14 protein-coding genes are annotated in these 15,988 nt (G+C 69.8%); 3 read left to right on the top strand and 11 right to left on the bottom strand.

Going from position 1 to position 15,988, the window contains the following annotated elements; translation table 11 throughout:
• Positions 1 to 97: 97 nt before the first annotated feature.
• From K7957_RS19365 to dnaK, 5 genes are all read right to left on the bottom strand, one after another.
• Positions 98 to 1,246 (bottom strand): HlyD family secretion protein, encoded by a 1,149-nt coding sequence (locus tag K7957_RS19365; protein WP_223014405.1) that lies wholly within the window; start codon positions 1,244 to 1,246, stop codon positions 98 to 100.
• Complete coding sequence (locus K7957_RS19360) at positions 1,243 to 2,895, bottom strand: MFS transporter (protein WP_223014403.1); 1,653 nt, start codon at positions 2,893 to 2,895, stop codon at positions 1,243 to 1,245. The genes K7957_RS19365 and K7957_RS19360 overlap by 4 nt, the downstream gene beginning before the upstream one ends.
• A gap of 245 nt (positions 2,896 to 3,140) precedes the next feature.
• Positions 3,141 to 4,058, bottom strand: coding sequence for a GTPase Era (era, locus tag K7957_RS19355; protein ID WP_343228477.1), 918 nt, complete (start codon positions 4,056 to 4,058; stop codon positions 3,141 to 3,143).
• A gap of 23 nt (positions 4,059 to 4,081) precedes the next feature.
• The gene (dnaJ, locus tag K7957_RS19350) at positions 4,082 to 5,203 is read right to left on the bottom strand and encodes a molecular chaperone DnaJ (RefSeq protein WP_223014399.1); all 1,122 of its coding nucleotides are present in this window, start codon (positions 5,201 to 5,203) and stop codon (positions 4,082 to 4,084) included.
• A gap of 137 nt (positions 5,204 to 5,340) precedes the next feature.
• Complete coding sequence (gene dnaK / locus K7957_RS19345) at positions 5,341 to 7,248, bottom strand: molecular chaperone DnaK (RefSeq protein WP_223014397.1); 1,908 nt, start codon at positions 7,246 to 7,248, stop codon at positions 5,341 to 5,343.
• Between the two features lie 198 nt (positions 7,249 to 7,446).
• On the opposite strand from dnaK, the gene K7957_RS19340 reads away from it, so the two are divergent.
• Positions 7,447 to 7,728 (top strand): ETC complex I subunit, encoded by a 282-nt coding sequence (locus tag K7957_RS19340; RefSeq protein ID WP_223014395.1) that lies wholly within the window; start codon positions 7,447 to 7,449, stop codon positions 7,726 to 7,728.
• Positions 7,729 to 7,788: 60 nt separating this feature from the next.
• On the opposite strand, the gene fumC is transcribed toward K7957_RS19340, so the two are convergent.
• Positions 7,789 to 9,204 carry a class II fumarate hydratase gene (fumC, locus tag K7957_RS19335; RefSeq protein WP_223014393.1) on the bottom strand — a complete coding sequence of 472 codons (1,416 nt, stop codon included), beginning with the start codon at positions 9,202 to 9,204 and terminating at the stop codon, positions 7,789 to 7,791.
• 261 nt (positions 9,205 to 9,465) lie between these two features.
• On the opposite strand from fumC, the gene K7957_RS19330 reads away from it, so the two are divergent.
• Together K7957_RS19330 and K7957_RS19325 are read left to right on the top strand one after the other, a co-directional pair.
• Positions 9,466 to 10,788: a dicarboxylate/amino acid:cation symporter gene (locus tag K7957_RS19330; protein WP_223014391.1), complete on the top strand. Its 1,323-nt coding sequence runs from the start codon at positions 9,466 to 9,468 to the stop codon at positions 10,786 to 10,788.
• A gap of 451 nt (positions 10,789 to 11,239) precedes the next feature.
• Positions 11,240 to 12,103: a hypothetical protein gene (locus K7957_RS19325; RefSeq protein WP_223014389.1), complete on the top strand. Its 864-nt coding sequence runs from the start codon at positions 11,240 to 11,242 to the stop codon at positions 12,101 to 12,103.
• A gap of 9 nt (positions 12,104 to 12,112) precedes the next feature.
• On the opposite strand, the gene K7957_RS19320 is transcribed toward K7957_RS19325, so the two are convergent.
• The 5 genes from K7957_RS19320 to rpiB all read right to left on the bottom strand — a co-directional run bounded on the left by K7957_RS19320 (position 12,113) and on the right by rpiB (position 15,893).
• Complete coding sequence (locus tag K7957_RS19320; RefSeq protein ID WP_223014387.1) at positions 12,113 to 13,177, bottom strand: TrmH family RNA methyltransferase; 1,065 nt, start codon at positions 13,175 to 13,177, stop codon at positions 12,113 to 12,115.
• Between the two features lie 271 nt (positions 13,178 to 13,448).
• Entirely contained in the window at positions 13,449 to 13,913 is a 465-nt protein-coding gene (nrdR, locus tag K7957_RS19315; RefSeq protein WP_223014385.1) for a transcriptional regulator NrdR, read from the bottom strand.
• 32 nt (positions 13,914 to 13,945) lie between these two features.
• Entirely contained in the window at positions 13,946 to 14,143 is a 198-nt protein-coding gene (locus K7957_RS19310; protein ID WP_223014383.1) for a hypothetical protein, read from the bottom strand.
• Between the two features lie 11 nt (positions 14,144 to 14,154).
• Positions 14,155 to 15,462: a serine hydroxymethyltransferase gene (gene glyA, locus K7957_RS19305; protein WP_223014381.1), complete on the bottom strand. Its 1,308-nt coding sequence runs from the start codon at positions 15,460 to 15,462 to the stop codon at positions 14,155 to 14,157.
• On the bottom strand, positions 15,459 to 15,893 hold the full coding sequence (gene rpiB / locus K7957_RS19300) for a ribose 5-phosphate isomerase B (RefSeq protein WP_223014379.1): 435 nt from the start codon (positions 15,891 to 15,893) through the stop codon (positions 15,459 to 15,461). The genes glyA and rpiB overlap by 4 nt, the downstream gene beginning before the upstream one ends.
• Positions 15,894 to 15,988: the final 95 nt, after the last annotated feature.

The raw sequence follows: 15,988 nt of genomic DNA, 5'->3' as shown, positions 1-15,988 counted from the left end.
GTCCCGGACCACGTCCGGGATGACGGCAGGGTGGAAGGCACGGATAGCGTAGTGCCACCAAGGCCGCGTCCGCCTCGTACCGGAGCGCCACTCTCCCTCATCGCGGCGCCGGCGTGCCGGCGGTGTCGACCCGCGCCTGCACCGACATGCCCGGGCGCAGCCGCGCCGCCAGCGCCTGCCCCGGATCGATCCGGATCCGCACCGCGATCCGCTGCGGCACCTTGGTGAAATTGCCCGTGGCATTGTCCGACTTGAGCACCGCGAACTCACTCCCCGCCGCGGGCGAGATCCGCTCCACCCGGCCCGCCAGCCGCGCGTCGGCGAGCGCGTCGACGGTGAAGCTGGCGCGCTGCCCCACTGCGATCCGCGCGGTCTGCGCCTCCTTGTAGTTGGCGATCACCCAGGTCTCGGCCGGTACCAGGAACATCAGCTGCGAGCCCGCCGTGACATATTGGCCGACGCGCACCCCCACCTCGCTCAGCCGCCCCGCCTCGGGCGCGCGGACCACGGTATTGGCGAGGTCGATCCGCGCCAGCCGCAGCGCCGCCTGCGCGCCCGACACGCCCGCCTCCTGCCCGCCGCGCCCCACCGCGACGGTGCGAATGTCCTGCCGCGCGATCTCGCGCGCGGCCTGCGCCTGCTGGAGCTGCGCCTGCGCCTGTCGCAGCGTGGCGAGCGTCTGGTCGCGCTCGCGCAGCGAGACCGAGCCGTCGGTGACGAGGTCGTTGACGCGGTTCATGTCCGCCTCGGCGCGGAGCAGCTGCGCGCGCGCGTTGGCCAGCGCCGCTTCCTGCCCGCCGAAACTCGCCTCGCGGCTCGCCGCGGCCTGGACGCTGTTGGCGAGCGTCGCCCGCGCGTTCTCCACCTGCGCCTCGGCCTGCTCGACGCGCTGCGCGTAGATGCGCTGGTCCACCACCACCAGCGGCTGACCGGCGCGGACATTCTCGAAATCGCGCACCAGCACCCTTGTGACATAGCCCGACACCTGCGGCGCGATCACCGTGGTACGGCCGCGGACATAGGCGTTGTCGGTCGACTCATCGTCGCTGGTGAACGGCCACATTCGCCACGCCGCCAAGACCGCCAGCACGCCCGCGAGCGCGAGCAACGTGATCAGCAGCGTGGCGGTGCGCGACAGCCGCGGCGGGCGCCAGCCCGAGCCGGCCGGCGCGACCGCGGCGGGCACCTCGGCGGCGCGCTCCTCGGTGACGGGACCGACGGCGACGGGCGAGCGGGGGTCAGTCATGCGATACTCATGCGGCGCGCGCGCCACTCGCGGCGCAGCAGGAGGAACAGAAGGTACAGGAAGGTCAGCGCCGCGAGTACCGCGATCAGGCGGAACATATCGTCATAGGCAAGCACGTTCGCCTCGCGCGACGCCGCCTGCGCCAGCAGCGCACCGCCCTCGGCGGAGCGCAGGGCAGGGTCACCGACCACACGCGCTACCCCGCCCGCGCCCGCGGCGAGCCGTGCCTGCACCTGCGGGTCGGTCGGGTCGATCGCCTGCACCAGCGCGGCGCTGTTCGCCTTCTCGCGGACGATCTGGTAGGTGCCGAGGATCGCCGACCCCGCTAGTCCGCCGACCGAGTTGAGCACGCCGAACAGCGCGATGAAGCTGATCACGTGCCCCGTCCCCTCCTTCAGCGCGCGCGTCATGCCGAACAGCAGCGAGGGCCCGAGGAAGAAGGCGCCCGCGAAGGCGATCACCGCCTGGGTGAGGTACAGCTGCGGCGCGCGCGTCAGGCTGGTCGAGGACGAATCGACCCAGGCCGCCACCGCGACCAGCCCGATCGCCAGCATCACGGGGTGCGCCAGCTTGTCGACGTCGAGCGTCACCGCGCTGACGATGAAGCCCGCCGCCGTGGCGAGGAAGATGATCGTGAAGAACGTCCCCAGCTGGTCGTTGTTCTGCCCCAGCAACGTGAGCAGCCCGACCGCGCCATAGGTCTGTTCGGACAGCACGATCCGCGCCATCAGCGTCACCACCGCGAAGCGCAGGATGTCGGCACTGCCGAGCCAGCGCGTGTTGATCAGCGGGTTGGCGCGGTGATGCTCGATGATCAGCGCGGCGGCGAGCATCGGGATCGCGGCGAGCAGCGCCCAGCCGATCCAGCGCGCCTCGGTCCACCACACGTAACGGCCCAGCCCGAGCACCGCGGCGAACAGCGCCATCGCCGCGGCGTAGAGCGCGAAGGTGAGGAAATCCAGCTTCTCGAACGCGGGCTGGCGCGTCGTCGGCGGCAGGCGGAACACCGTCACGGCGGCGAGGCTCAGCGCGGCGAGCCCGAGCTCGAACAGGTAGAGCGTCCGCCACTGGCTCATCGCCAGCAGCTCGGGCGAGAACAGCCGCGCCAGCGGCGTGGCGCATTGCGGCGCGCCGATGCCGAGCACGATCGCGCGCAGCCGCCATTTCGCCGGCACCGCCTGCATGAAATAATAGAGCGCGAAGGTGGAGAGCGGCGCCGCCGCCAGCCCGCTCGCCGCGCGCACCAGGATCGCCGGGGCGAAGCCGTGGACGAACAGGTGGGCGAAGGTCACCGCGACATAGATGCCGATGAACAGCATCGCGAACGGCCTCAGCCCGAACTGCTGGCGGAACTTGATCAGCAGCAGGTTGATGCTGACGTTGGTCATCACATAGACCGTCGGCAGCCACGCGATCTCAGACGGGTCTAGCCCGAGTGCGCCCGCCAGCGTCGTCGTATTCGCCGCCACCAGCGCGTTGCCGAAACCGCCGGTGAGCCCCACCAACGTGCCGACCAGCGCGTAGGTGAGACGGCGGCGCAGCGGGTGCTCGGGCGAGCCCGGCGAGCCGGGCATCACCGGGCGCTCGTGCGGGGCGAACTCCCAGCGTTCCTCGCTCACGAAGTCGCGCAGCCGCGTCAGCACCGCCATGGCGTCGTCCCGTGCACCCCCTTCGCGACCTGTCACCGGCCATGCGGAGTGAGACGCATCGGGCGGCGGCAAGTTCATCCGAGGCGGGACCCTTGCCCCACTCTCTCCGTCATCCCGGACCTGTTCCGGGTTCGCTGTTCCGCGGGCGCCACGATCGCTGAGTGCGCGGCATGGTGGATCCCGGAACACGTCCGGGATGACGGAAGAAGAGGCGCGGACGGACGTGACCGCCGCCCCCCGCCCCGTCACTCCACCCAGTCGAGTCCGATGTCGCGGTACACACCGCGGTCCTCGTCCCAGCCCGGCTTCACCTTGACGTGCAGGTAGAGATGGACCGGCCGGTCGAGCAGCACCGCCAGCTCGGCGCGGGCGCGCGCGCCGATCTCACGGATGCGCGTGCCGCCCTTGCCCAGCACGATCGCGCGCTGGGTCACCCGCTCGACCAGGATCTGCTGGTGGATCTCGGCCGAGCCGTCCTCGCGCTCGCTGAACTTCTCAGTCTCGACCACGCTGGCGTAGGGCAATTCGGCGTGGAGCTGAAGGTAGAGCTGCTCGCGAGTCACCTCGGCCGCCAGCGCGCGCTCGGACGCGTCGGAGACCTGATCCTCGGGATAGTGCCACGGCCCCGCCGGCATCGCCGCCGCCAGCGCCTGCTTGAGCTGGGGCAGGCCGTCGCCGGTCTGCGCCGAGACGAAGAAGGTCTCGGCGAACGGCAGGAGGGCGTTGAGCTTCTCCGCGTGGACCAGCAGCTTGGGCTTGTCGGCCAGGTCGACCTTGTTGAGCACGAGGTAGATCGGCTCGCGCCGCTCCTTCAGCGACTCGACGATCTCGGTCACCTTGGGGCCGAGCCCGCCCTTGCCGTCGACGACCAGGGCGATCACGTCCGCGCCCTCGGCCCCGCCCCAGGCCGCCGCCACCATCGCGCGGTCGAGCCGGCGGCGCGGCGCGAAGATGCCGGGCGTGTCGACCAGCAGCAGCTGCGTCTCGCCCTCGAGCGCCACACCCATCAGCCGCGCGCGCGTGGTCTGCGCCTTGGGGCTGACGATCGCCACCTTCTGCCCGACCAAGGCATTGACCAGCGTCGACTTTCCCGCGTTAGGCGCGCCCACCACCGCGACCAGGCCGCAGCGCGTCGCGGGCGAATGTTGCGAATGTTGAGCCACCGGCGCGTTCTCGTCCACGCCGCTCACTCGCCCGCGAACGCGTTCTTGAGCCGCGAGAAGAAGCCCTGGCTCTGCGGGCATTCGTCACCCGTCTCGGTCTCGCGGAACTCCTCCAGCAGCGCGCGCTGCCGCGTGCTGAGCTTGGTCGGGGTCTCCACCTCGACCTGGATCACCAGGTCGCCGGTGCCGCGCCCCTGCAGCACGGGCATGCCCGCGCCGCGCTGGCGCAGCTGCTTGCCGGACTGGATCCCCGCGGGAATCTTGACCTCGTGGCGCCTGCCGTCGAGCCCCGGGATCGACATCGTCCCGCCCAGCGCCGCGGTGGTGAAGCTGATCGGCGCGCGCGCGAACAGCGTCGTCCCCTCGCGCTCGAAGATCAAGTGCCGCTTCACATGCAGGAAGATGTAGAGATCGCCCGGCGGCGCGCCGCGCGCCCCCGCCTCGCCCTCGCCCGTGAGCCGCACGCGCGTGCCCTCGTCGACGCCCGGGGGCACGTTGACCGACAGCGTCTTGGTCTTCTCGACGCGCCCCTCACCGCGGCAGTCGCCGCACGGGTCGGTGATCACCTCGCCCGAGCCGTGGCACAAGGGGCAGGCCCGCTCGACCACGAAGAAGCCCTGCTGCGCGCGCACCTTGCCGTGCCCGTGGCAGTGCTGACAGGTGTGCGCATGGGTGCCCGGCTTGGAGCCGGTGCCGTGGCAGCTGTCGCATGCGGCGGAGATGTCGACGGTGATCTCCGTCTCCTTGCCGTGATACGCCTCCTCCAGCGTGATCTCCATGTCGTAGCGCAGGTCGGCCCCGCGGCGCACCTGCCGCCCGCCGCCGCGCTGGCCGCCCATGAACTCGCCGAACACGCTCTCGAAGATATCGGAGAAGCCGGAGAAGTCCTGCGCGCCGCCGCCACCGCCGCCGCCGCCGTTCCTGAAGGCGGCGTGGCCGAAGCGATCATAGGCCGCGCGCTTCTGCGGATCCTTGAGGCAGTCATAGGCCTCGCTGACCGCCTTGAACTTGGCCTCGCTGTCCTTGCACCCGGCGTTCTTGTCCGGATGGTATTTCATCGCGAGCTTGCGATACGACGATTTGATCGTCGCCGCGTCCGCGGTCCGCTCGCATTCGAGCAGCTCGTAATAGTCGATCTCGGTCATGCAGCGCCCCCGCGCCCGTCGCCGTCACCCCGGCCCAGGCCGGGGTCCAGTGCCGCGCGCGGTCTCGTCTGCGGCGCTGGATACCGGCCCGCGCCGGCATGACGGGAGAGGTTCATGTCAGTTCACTCCGGCGCGGATCACGCCTTGTGATCGTCGACTTCCGAGAATTCGGCGTCGACCACGTCGTCCTTGGGCGCGTCGGCCTGCGCGGTCTCGCCCTGCGGCGCGGCCTCGCTCTGCGCCTGCTTCTCGTAGATCGCCTGGCCGAGCTTCATCGCGACCTGCGCGAGCGCCTGGCTCTTCTCGTTCATCTGCTCGGGATCGTTCGACTCGACCGCCTTCTTCGCGGCGTCGATCGCGCCCTGGATCTCACCGCGGAGCGACTCGTCGACCTTGTCGCCATTGTCGGCGAGCTGGCGCTCGGTGGTGTGGATCAGCGACTCGGCATTGTTCTTCGCCTCGGCCGCGGCGCGGCGCTTCTTGTCCTCCTCGGCGAACGACTCGGCGTCGCGCACCATCTGGTCGATGTCGGCGTCGGAGAGACCGCCCGAGGCCTGGATGCGGATCTGGGTCTCCTTGCCGGTGCCCTTGTCCTTGGCCGAGACGTTGACGATGCCGTTGGCGTCGATGTCGAACGTCACCTCGATCTGCGGCACGCCGCGCGGCGCCGGCGGGATGCCGACCAGGTCGAACTGGCCGAGCAGCTTGTTGTCCGCCGCCATCTCGCGCTCGCCCTGGAACACCCGGATCGTCACCGCCTGCTGGTTGTCGTCGGCGGTCGAATAGACCTGGGTTTTCTTGGTCGGGATCGTGGTGTTGCGATCGATCATGCGCGTGAACACGCCGCCCAGCGTCTCGATACCGAGCGACAGCGGGGTCACGTCGAGCAGCAGCACGTCCTTGACGTCGCCCTGCAGCACGCCCGCCTGGATCGCCGCGCCCATCGCGACCACCTCGTCGGGGTTCACGCCGGTGTGCGGGTCCTTGCCGAAGAACTGCTTCACGATCTCGCGCACGCGCGGCATGCGCGTCATGCCGCCGACCAGCACCACCTCGCTGATCTCGTTGGCGGAGACGCCCGCGTCGGCCAGCGCCTTCTTGCACGGGTCGAGCGTGCGCTTGATCAGGTCCTCGACCAGCCGCTCCAGGTCGGCGCGGGTGATCGTCTTGACCAGGTGCTTCGGACCGTTCTGGTCGGCGGTGATGAAGGGCAGGTTGACCTCGGTCGACTGCGCCGACGACAGCTCGATCTTCGCCTTCTCCGCGGCCTCCTTGAGGCGCTGGAGCGCGAGCTTGTCCTTGGTGAGGTCGATGCCCTCGTCCTTCTGGAAGCCCTGCGCGAGATAGTCGACGATCTTGTTGTCGAAGTCCTCGCCGCCGAGGAAGGTGTCGCCGTTGGTGGCCTTCACCTCGAACACGCCGTCGCCGATCTCGAGCACCGAGACGTCGAACGTGCCGCCGCCGAGGTCATAGACCGCGATCGTCTTGCCGTCCTGCTTGTCGAGGCCGTAGGCCAGCGCCGCCGCGGTCGGCTCGTTGATGATGCGCAGCACCTCGAGACCCGCGATCTGGCCGGCGTCCTTGGTCGCCTGGCGCTGGGCGTCGTTGAAGTACGCCGGTACGGTGATCACCGCCTGCGTGACCGTCTCGCCGAGATACGACTCGGCGGTCTCCTTCATCTTCTGCAGCGTGTAGGCGCTGATCTGCGACGGGCTGTATTCCTTGCCGCCGGCGCTGACCCACGCGTCACCGTTCGGGCCGCGCACGATCTTGTACGGGACCAGCTCGGTGTCCTTCTTGGTGACGGGATCGTCGAAGCGGCGGCCGATCAGGCGCTTCACCGCGAAGATCGTGTTGTCGCCATTGGTGACGGCCTGGCGCTTGGCGGGCTGGCCGATCAGCCGCTCGCCGTCCTTGGCGAAGGCGACGATCGACGGCGTGGTGCGCGCGCCCTCCGCATTCTCGATGACCTTGGCCTTGCCGCCTTCCATGACGGCCACGCACGAGTTGGTGGTGCCGAGGTCGATCCCGATAACTTTTGCCATGAGTGCTTTGCCTAGCCCCTGCGTTGACGTGTGATGTTGCGGCGACGCCCCGTTACGGCAGCGCAACCGCGATGACGAAGCCGGATATAGGTGCGCGGTCGCGCCCCGCAAGATTGCGGCGGCGGTGCGGCGGGCGCTGTGACGGAGGGACGGGGAACGATTGCCTGACTCGCGCGTGTCACGTAGGGAGACCCGATCATGCAGACCGCTCGCATCTACCAGCGCCCGAAGAACGCCATGCAGTCGGGTAGGGCCCGCACCGATCACTGGCAGCTCGAATTCGAGCCCGGCGAGCCCAAGAAGGCCGATGCGCTCACCGGCTGGGCCGGCAGCGGCGACACGCGCGACCAGATCAAGCTGGGCTTCCCGACATGCGAGGCGGCAGTGGCGTATGCCGAGCAGCAGGGGTTGCGCTACACCGTGATCCCGACCCCGACAAAGACGCTCAAGCTACAGAGCTACGCGGACAATTTCCGGTAGGATCGGGGGCTGACGGCGCCCTCAATCCTCCCGGCGAGCGGGGAGGATCGGGCACAGCCCTCACCGCTCCCCCAGCATCGCCTCCGGCCGTACCACCCGGTCGAACGTCGCCTCGTCCACCAGCCCCAGTTCCAGCCCGGCCTCGCGCAGTGTCTGCCCGCGCTCGTGCGCGTGCTTGGCGATCTTGGCGGCATTGTCATAGCCGATCTCGGGCGCGAGCGCGGTCACCAGCATCAGCGAGCGCTCGACCAGCTCGCCGATCCGCGCCTCGTTGGCGCGCAGCCCGTCGACGCAGCGCAGCGCGAAGCTCTCGCACCCGGTCGCCAGCAGGTCGATCGAGCGCAGCACCGCGGCGCCCAGCATCGGCTTGAAGACGTTGAGCTCGAGATGCCCCTGCGCGCCGCCCACGGTGACCGCGACGTGGTTGCCCATCACCTGCGCCGCCACCATCGTCAGCATCTCGCACTGGGTCGGGTTGACCTTGCCCGGCATGATCGAGCTGCCCGGCTCGTTGGCGGGCAGGTCGAGCTCACCGAGGCCACTGCGCGGCCCTGAGCCGAGCAGGCGGATGTCGTTGGCGATCTTGGTGCACGCCACCGCCAGCGTGTTGAGCGCGCCCGACAGGTGGACGAGCGGGTCGTTGCTCGCCAGCGCCTCGAAGAAATTCTCCGCCGGCGCGAACGCCACGCCGGTGATCGCGGCGAGCTCGGCCGCGACGTCGCGCGCGAACTTGGCAGGCGCGTTGAGCCCGGTGCCGACCGCCGTCCCGCCCTGTGCGAGCCGGTCGGTGCCCTGCTCCACCGCGGGCTCGATCCGCCGCAGGCATCGGTGCAGCTGATGCGCGTAGCCGGAAAATTCATCGCCCAGCGTCAGCGGCGTGGCGTCCTGAAGGTGGGTGCGGCCGATCTTCACCAGCCCGGCCCACTCGCGCGCGCGCGCGTCGAGCGAGGCGTGCAGCCGCTCGACCGCAGGGATCAGGCGCCGGCGCACCGCGAGCGAGCAGGCGACGTGGAGCGCGGTGGGGAAGCTGTCGTTGGACGACTGACCGCGATTCACGTCGTCATTGGGGTGGACCGGCGCCTTGCCGCCGCGCTGGCCGGTGAGGATCTCATTGGCGCGGCCGGCGATCACCTCGTTGACGTTCATGTTGCTCTGCGTCCCGCTGCCGGTCTGCCAGATCACCAGCGGGAACTGGTCGTCGAGCAGCCCCTGCGCGATCTCCTGCGCCGCCGCCTCGATCGCGTCCGCCTTCTCGGCGGCGAGCCCGTGGCGGCGGTTCACGCGCGCCGCCGCCTGCTTCACCAGGGCGAGCGCGCGGACGATCTCGATCGGCATCCGCTCGCGCGCGCCGAACGGAAAGTTCTCGAGGCTGCGCTCGGTCTGCGCGCCCCAGTAAGAGGTGGCGGGGACCTCGATCGCGCCGATCGAGTCGGTCTCGGTGCGCGTGGCGGCGGGCTCGGTGCGGGCATCGGTCATGACGGGACAACTCGTCGGCGCGCGCGACGTTGCGCGCGGCCGCGACCGCGCCGACCCGCCGCGGCGCGCGAACTTCGGCACGGACCAGTCGGTGGCGCGGCGGAAATCCGCACGCCGGGTCACCGCGACGGCGTCCGCGCGAGCGTGGCTGCCCAGCATTTCCGCGACTTTCGGGGGGTGCGGCGGCGGTGCTGGCGCGATCGGCGGACGCGCGTATCCTAGGATGACACGACGTCCGACCGCCGGACGCAGGAGAGGCCCATGACCGTCATCCCCGCCGCCGCGCCGCCCGCCGCGCCGCGTCCCTTCTACCAGCATCTCTACGTCCAGGTGCTGATCGCGATCGTCGCCGGCGCGCTGCTCGGCCATTTCCACCCGACGCTCGGCGCCGCGCTCAAGCCGCTGGGCGATGCCTTCATCAAGCTGGTGAAGATGGTGATCGCGCCGGTGATCTTCCTCACCCTGGTGAGCGGCATCGCGGGGTTGAGCGAGCTCCGCTCGGCCGGGCGGATCGCGCTCAAGGCGTTCGGCTACTTCCTGTTCTTCTCGACGCTGGCGCTGATCGTCGGGCTGATCGTGGCCAATGTCGTCCAGCCCGGCGCGGGCATGAACGTCGATCCCGCCACGCTCGATACCGGCGCGGTGAAGGACTATGCCGCCAAGGCGCACGAGACCTCGCTGATCGGCTTCCTGCTCGCGATCATCCCGACGACGCTCGTCTCCGCGCTCGCGCAGGACAATATCCTGCAGGTGCTGCTGGTGGCGATCCTGTTCGGCGTGTCGATCAGCCTGGTCGGCGAGCCGGCGCGGCCGGTGCTCGAGCTGGTCGAGCGGCTCAACCTCGTCGTCTTCAAGGTCGTCGCGATCCTGATGCGCGCGGCGCCGATCGGCGCGTTCGGCGCGATCGCCTTCACCGTCGGCAAATATGGCGCGGGCAGCCTGGTCAACCTCGGCGGGCTGGTGCTGACCTTCTACGCCACCTCACTGATCTTCGTGTTCGGCGTGCTGGGCGTGGTGGCGCGGCTGCACGGCTTCTCGATCCTGCGGCTGATCGCCTACCTCAAGGGCGAACTGCTGCTGGTGCTCGGCACCTCCTCGTCCGAGCCGGCGCTGCCGGGGCTGCTGACCAAGCTGGAGGCGGCGGGGTGCGATCGCGGCGTCGTCGGGCTGGTCGTGCCGACGGGCTATTCGTTCAACCTCGACGGCACCAACATCTACATGACCTTGGCCGCTCTGTTCATCGCGCAGGCGTGCAACGTCGACCTCACGCTCGGCCAGCAGCTGCTGCTGCTCGCGGTGGCGATGCTCTCGTCCAAGGGTGCGGCGGGGGTGACCGGCGCGGGCTTCATCACGCTGGCCGCGACGCTGTCGATCGTGCCGACGGTGCCGGTCGCGGGCATGGCACTGATCCTCGGCGTCGATCGCTTCATGAGCGAGTGCCGCAGCCTGACCAACTTCGTCGGCAACGCGGTCGCGGCGATCGTGGTGGCGCGGTGGGAGAACAAGCTCGACCGGGCGCGACTCGACGCGGCGCTGCGCGGTGAGACGGCGCACGCGGCCGTCCTCGCCCATCCGGCGACGTGATCGTGAGCGCTGATGGTTATCAACCATCATACTGCTTCCGATCAGACAGCGGGATATGAAATGGCGCACAAACAAGGTGAGGCGCATTCTCGCAACGTTACCGCAGGCGCCCTCACAAGCTGAATGCTATGTGACGGAAAGATCATCTACCAACCATTTCGGGTAAACGGCACCTGTGCGATCATCGTCTTCTACCGTATAATGTACTCATTCCGCTGAAAAAGGCATCGCGGAGTCGGCGGGTGGCGCGGGCTGAACGGGGAGTTCACGCAACCATTGGGGATCGTCGGCGGCCGTTTGTCTTATTCTGAGAATGATTGTCTTGACGGCGATGGTTACTGGAAGTGAAAGGACCTGCACGGTGCCGAACTATGCGACAGCCGCGCGACGTCAGGCAGACATCTCGCCGGCTCATACCAGCGTTCGATTATCGCTGCCCATCCACCAGCGGGTGCGATTGATCGCCGAGCTGCACACGGGCATCAATGTCGCGGTGTTGCGGCCGCTGCGCGGCAACGTCGATCGCTTCCTCGTCCTGGCGCTGCTGATGCGCACCGCGCTGACCAAGCCCGAGCGCGACGGCGCGATCTCGATCCACTCGGCCGCCTTGTCGCTGGGGCGGCCGTTCGAGACGGTGCGGCGTCACATCGCCGCACTGATTGATTCGGGGCTGTGTCACCGGATCGACGCCGGTGTCACGATCTCGCCGCGCTTCTGGCGTAGCCGCTTCATCAGGGCGAAGTTGCACTACGCCCACGATTGTTTCGTCCGCTTCGTGGCCGATGCCGTCGCGGCGGGCGCGATCGAGCTGCCGGCGATGCGCTCGGTCGGCCACTTCACCGAGATCGACGGCGTCTGCGCGGTGCTCGACCTCGTGCTCGCGCTGGTCGATCAGAATCGTAATCTCTTCCCCGAGGCGGTCGACACCGCGATCTTCTCCGCGATCCTCCATGCCAACACGCAGCGCTTCGCCGCCGAGGGCGGCACGCTGGCGGCACGCGGAGAGAGCGGCGCGACCTTCCGCCAGAGCCACGCGGTCCGAGTCGCGGCGATCGCGCGCGCGCTGTCCCTGCCCGACACCACGGTGCGCCGCCGCATCGCCGCGATGACGGGGCCGAGCGGGCCGCTGATGCGCACGCGCTCGGGCACCTTGGTCGATCCCGCCTGGCTCGAGCGTGCCAGCGCGATGGCGTGCGAGGCGCGTCACGGCTCGATGCAGCTGATCCTCAACCGAGTCGCCGCGGCGGGCTTCCCCTTCCACGTGCCCGCCTCGGCCTATCTGAGCGGGCGACCGGAGAGCCCGCGGATCGACTAAGCGGAGCGTTCAGCCGCGCGGCGGGCGCGGCGCCAACGCGGAGAGCACGCCGCGCATCGTGCGGACCTCCTGGCTGTTCCAGCCAGGCTTGGTCAGCATCGTCCGCAGCATGCGCCGCGTCGCGGGCGCGCGATCGAGCGGGAAGAAATAGCCCGCCTCGTCGAGCAGCGCGTCGAGCTGCGCGATCATGCCGTCCAGCTCCTGCTGCGGCGCGGGCGGGGCGAGCTCGGTCTCGGGCGGGCTGGCGAGCGCCTCGCCTTTCGACCATTCATAGGCGACCAGGATCACTGCCTGTGCCAGGTTGAGGCTGCCGAATGCGGGGTTGATCGGGACGGTGACGATCGTTCGCGCCACCGCGACGTCGTCGGTCTCAAGCCCCGATCGCTCCGGGCCGAACAGGATCGCCGACCGGCCCGCGCCGGCGTGGATCGCGCGGGCGGCGGCCTCGGGGGTGACGACGGGCTTGGTGACCCCGCGCTTGCGCACCGTCGTGGCATAGACGTCGGCGCAGTCGGCGACCGCCTCGGCGACGCTGTCATACACGAGCGCCCGCTCGAGCACGACGTCGGCACCCGAGGCGGCGGGGCCGGCCTGGGGATTGGGCCAGCCGTCGCGCGGCGCGACCAGGCGCAGCTCGGTCAGCCCGAAATTGAGCATGGCGCGCGCGGCCTTGCCGATATTCTCGCCGAGCTGCGGGCGGACGAGGACGATGACGGGCGGCGGGGCGGGCGACGGCGCGCCATGCCACCGTTCGCCCTGAGGGGAGGCTGAACCTGTCGAAGCCTCGTCTCGAAGGACTGACCGCCGTCCCAGTCGACGGATCGACTGCCAGTCCCCCGCGATGAGCGCCTCCTTCTTGGCACGCGACCAACCTTTGATCTGCTGTTCGGCGGCGAGCGCTTCGTCGCGGCCCGGGAAGTCTTGGGACCAGACCAGTGTGACGGGGCGTCGCTCCCGCGTGCAGCTCGGCAGCTCGCCCGTCTGATGCTGGGCGATGCGGCCCTCAAGGTCGTCGGTGTGGCCCGCGTAGTAGCTGCCGTCGGCACAGCGGAGCAGGTAGGCGAAAAAGCTCATCGCCGCGCTATGTGGCCGGCGCAGGGCTCAGGCAAGCGCGGTGGCGTTCGCGGTGAGGCGCTTCGAGACGAGGCTTCGGCAAGCTCAGCCTCTCCTCAGCGCGAACGGAGGTTTTGGCGACCTTCTTCGATGAGATCCGCTCGTGCTGAGGAGCCGCTCAGCTCGTCGAAGCGGCGTCTCGAAGCACTTGGCAGTGCGTCCCTGGCAGCGACCGCGGTTCCAGGCCTAAGTTCGCTCGGCCCCCAGCGAAACGGATCGATGGCCGATCCACTCACCCCTCGCGCCCCGCCTCCTCGACGCTGCCGGCGAACTCCTCGAAGTCGCGTGCCTCGCTGAAGTCGCGGTAGACGCTGGCGAAGCGGATATAGGCGACCGAGTCGAGCCCCTTGAGCCCCTCCATCACCATCTCGCCGATGCGCTTGGCCGAGACCTCGGCCTCGCCGCTGGTCTCGAGCTGGCGCTGGATCCCGCTCACCAGTTTCTCGAGCTGGATCGACTCGACCGGGCGCTTGCGCGCCGCGATCGCGATAGAGCGGAGCAATTTCTCGCGGTCGAACGGCTCGCGGCGGTGCTCGCTCTTGACCACGGTCAGCTCGCGCAGCTGGATCCGCTCGAAGGTGGTGAAGCGCGCGGCGCAGCCCTCGCACTGGCGCCGGCGTCGGATCGCCGCCCCGTCGTCGGTGGGGCGGCTGTCCTTCACCTGGCTCGCGTCATGGCCGCAGAACGGGCAGCGCATCTCAGTCCTTCACCCGTCCGACGACCCGACCCTCACAGGCCGCGGTTCTTGGTGCCCTTGCGATACGCATAGACGGCACCCGCGATCGCGCCGAACACCGGCCCGACGATCGGCACCGGGATCGCCACCACCGCGCCCAGCGCGCTCCACTTGGCCATGCTCTTGCCCAGACCGGGCGTGCCCTTGACGTTGCTCTGCACCTCGCGGGCCTTCTCGTCGATCGACGCCATCGGCGAACCTCCTATTGGTAGATCGGGAAGCGCGCGCACAGCGCACGCACGCGGTCCCGAACGCTCGCCTCGACCTGCGGGTCCCCCGCCTCGCCCTTCTGCGCGAGGCCGTCGAGCACGTCGGCGACCATGTTGCCGATCTCGCGGAACTCGCCCGTGCCGAAGCCGCGAGTCGTGCCCGCGGGCGAGCCGACGCGGATGCCGCTGGTCTTGACCGGTGGCAAAGGATCGTTGGGGATGCCGTTCTTGTTGCAGGTGATACCCGCGCGCTCCAGCGCCTCGTCGGCGTCGCGGCCGGTGACGCCCAGCGGGCTGAGGTCGACCAGCGCCAGGTGCGTGTCGGTGCCGCCCGAGACGAGGTCGGCGCCGCGCTCCTTGAGCGTCGCCGCCAGCACCTTGGCATTCTCCACCACCGCGGCGGCATAGCCGCGGAACTCGGGGCGCAGCGCCTCGCCGAACGCCACCGCCTTGGCGGCGATGACGTGCATCAGCGGGCCGCCCTGCAGCCCCGGGAACACCGCCGAGTTGATCTTCTTGGCGATGGCCTCGTCGTCGGTGAGGATCATGCCGCCGCGCGGGCCGCGCAGCGTCTTGTGCGTGGTGGTGGTGACGACATGCGCGTGGCCGAACGGGGTCGGGTGCACCCCGCCCGCGACCAGCCCGGCGAAATGCGCCATGTCGACCATGAAGGTCGCGCCGACCTGGTCGGCGATCGCGCGGAAGCGCGCGAAATCGATGTGGCGGGGATAGGCCGAGCCGCCAGCGATGATGACGCGCGGCTTATGCTCGGCGGCGAGCCGCTCGACCGCGTCATAGTCGATCAGATGCGTCTGTGCGTCGACGCCGTACTGCACCGCGTTGAACCACTTGCCGCTCAACGCCGCGCGCGCGCCATGGGTGAGATGGCCGCCGGCGTCGAGGCTGAGCCCCAGGATGGTGTCGCCCGGCTTGGCCAGCGCGAGCATCACCGCGCCGTTGGCCTGCGCCCCCGAGTGCGGCTGGACGTTGACGAAGCCGCAGCCGAACAGCTGCTTGGCGCGATCGATCGCGAGCTGCTCGACCTCGTCCGACGGGTGGCAGCCCTGGTAATAGCGCTTGCCCGGATAGCCTTCCGCGTATTTGTTGGTGAACACCGAGCCCTGCGCCTCGAGCACCGCGCGGCTGACGATATTCTCGCTCGCGATCAGCTCGATCTGGGTCTGTTCGCGGGTCAGCTCATGCTCGACCCCGGCGAACACCGCGGGATCGGCCTCGGCGAGGCCGCGGTCGAAGAAGCCGTCGGGCGCAGTGCTGAGCTGGTGGGCGGGGTTGGTGCTCATACGGGCTCCTTGAGCATGTCGACGCGGGCGGCGTGGCGCCCGCCGAGGAAATCGGTCGCGAGGAAGGTGGCGACGCATTGCTTGGCCATGTCGAGGCCGACCAGCCGCGCGCCGAGCGCGATCGCGTTGGCGTCATTGTGGCTGCGCGCGAGCGCGGCGGAGTAAGGTTCCGACACCAAGGCGCAGCGCACGGCCGGGTTGCGGTTGGCCGCGATCATGATGCCGATGCCCGACCCGCACAGAGCGATGCCGCGCTCGGCCCGGCCCGAGGCGAGCGCCTCGGCGAGGATGCGGCCGTAGTCGGGATAGTCGACGCTGGCGGTACCGTCGGTGCCGAGATCGATGACGGCGTGGCCCTGCTCGTTGAGCCAGGCCCTGAGCTCCTGCTTGAGCGCGAAGCCGGCATGGTCAGTGGCGATGGCGACTCGCACGGGCTCACTCCTCCGGGCGCGGGCGGACGGTCGCCCGCGATCCCCGCCGGGTGCCTCCGGGCCGCGGCGCAGTCAAGCGCGAATGGGGCGCCCGG

Source organism: Sphingomonas yunnanensis (assembly GCF_019898765.1).
GTDB classification, from domain to species: domain Bacteria; phylum Pseudomonadota; class Alphaproteobacteria; order Sphingomonadales; family Sphingomonadaceae; genus Sphingomonas; species Sphingomonas yunnanensis.
This window is presented reverse-complemented; position numbering and strand designations above follow the sequence as displayed.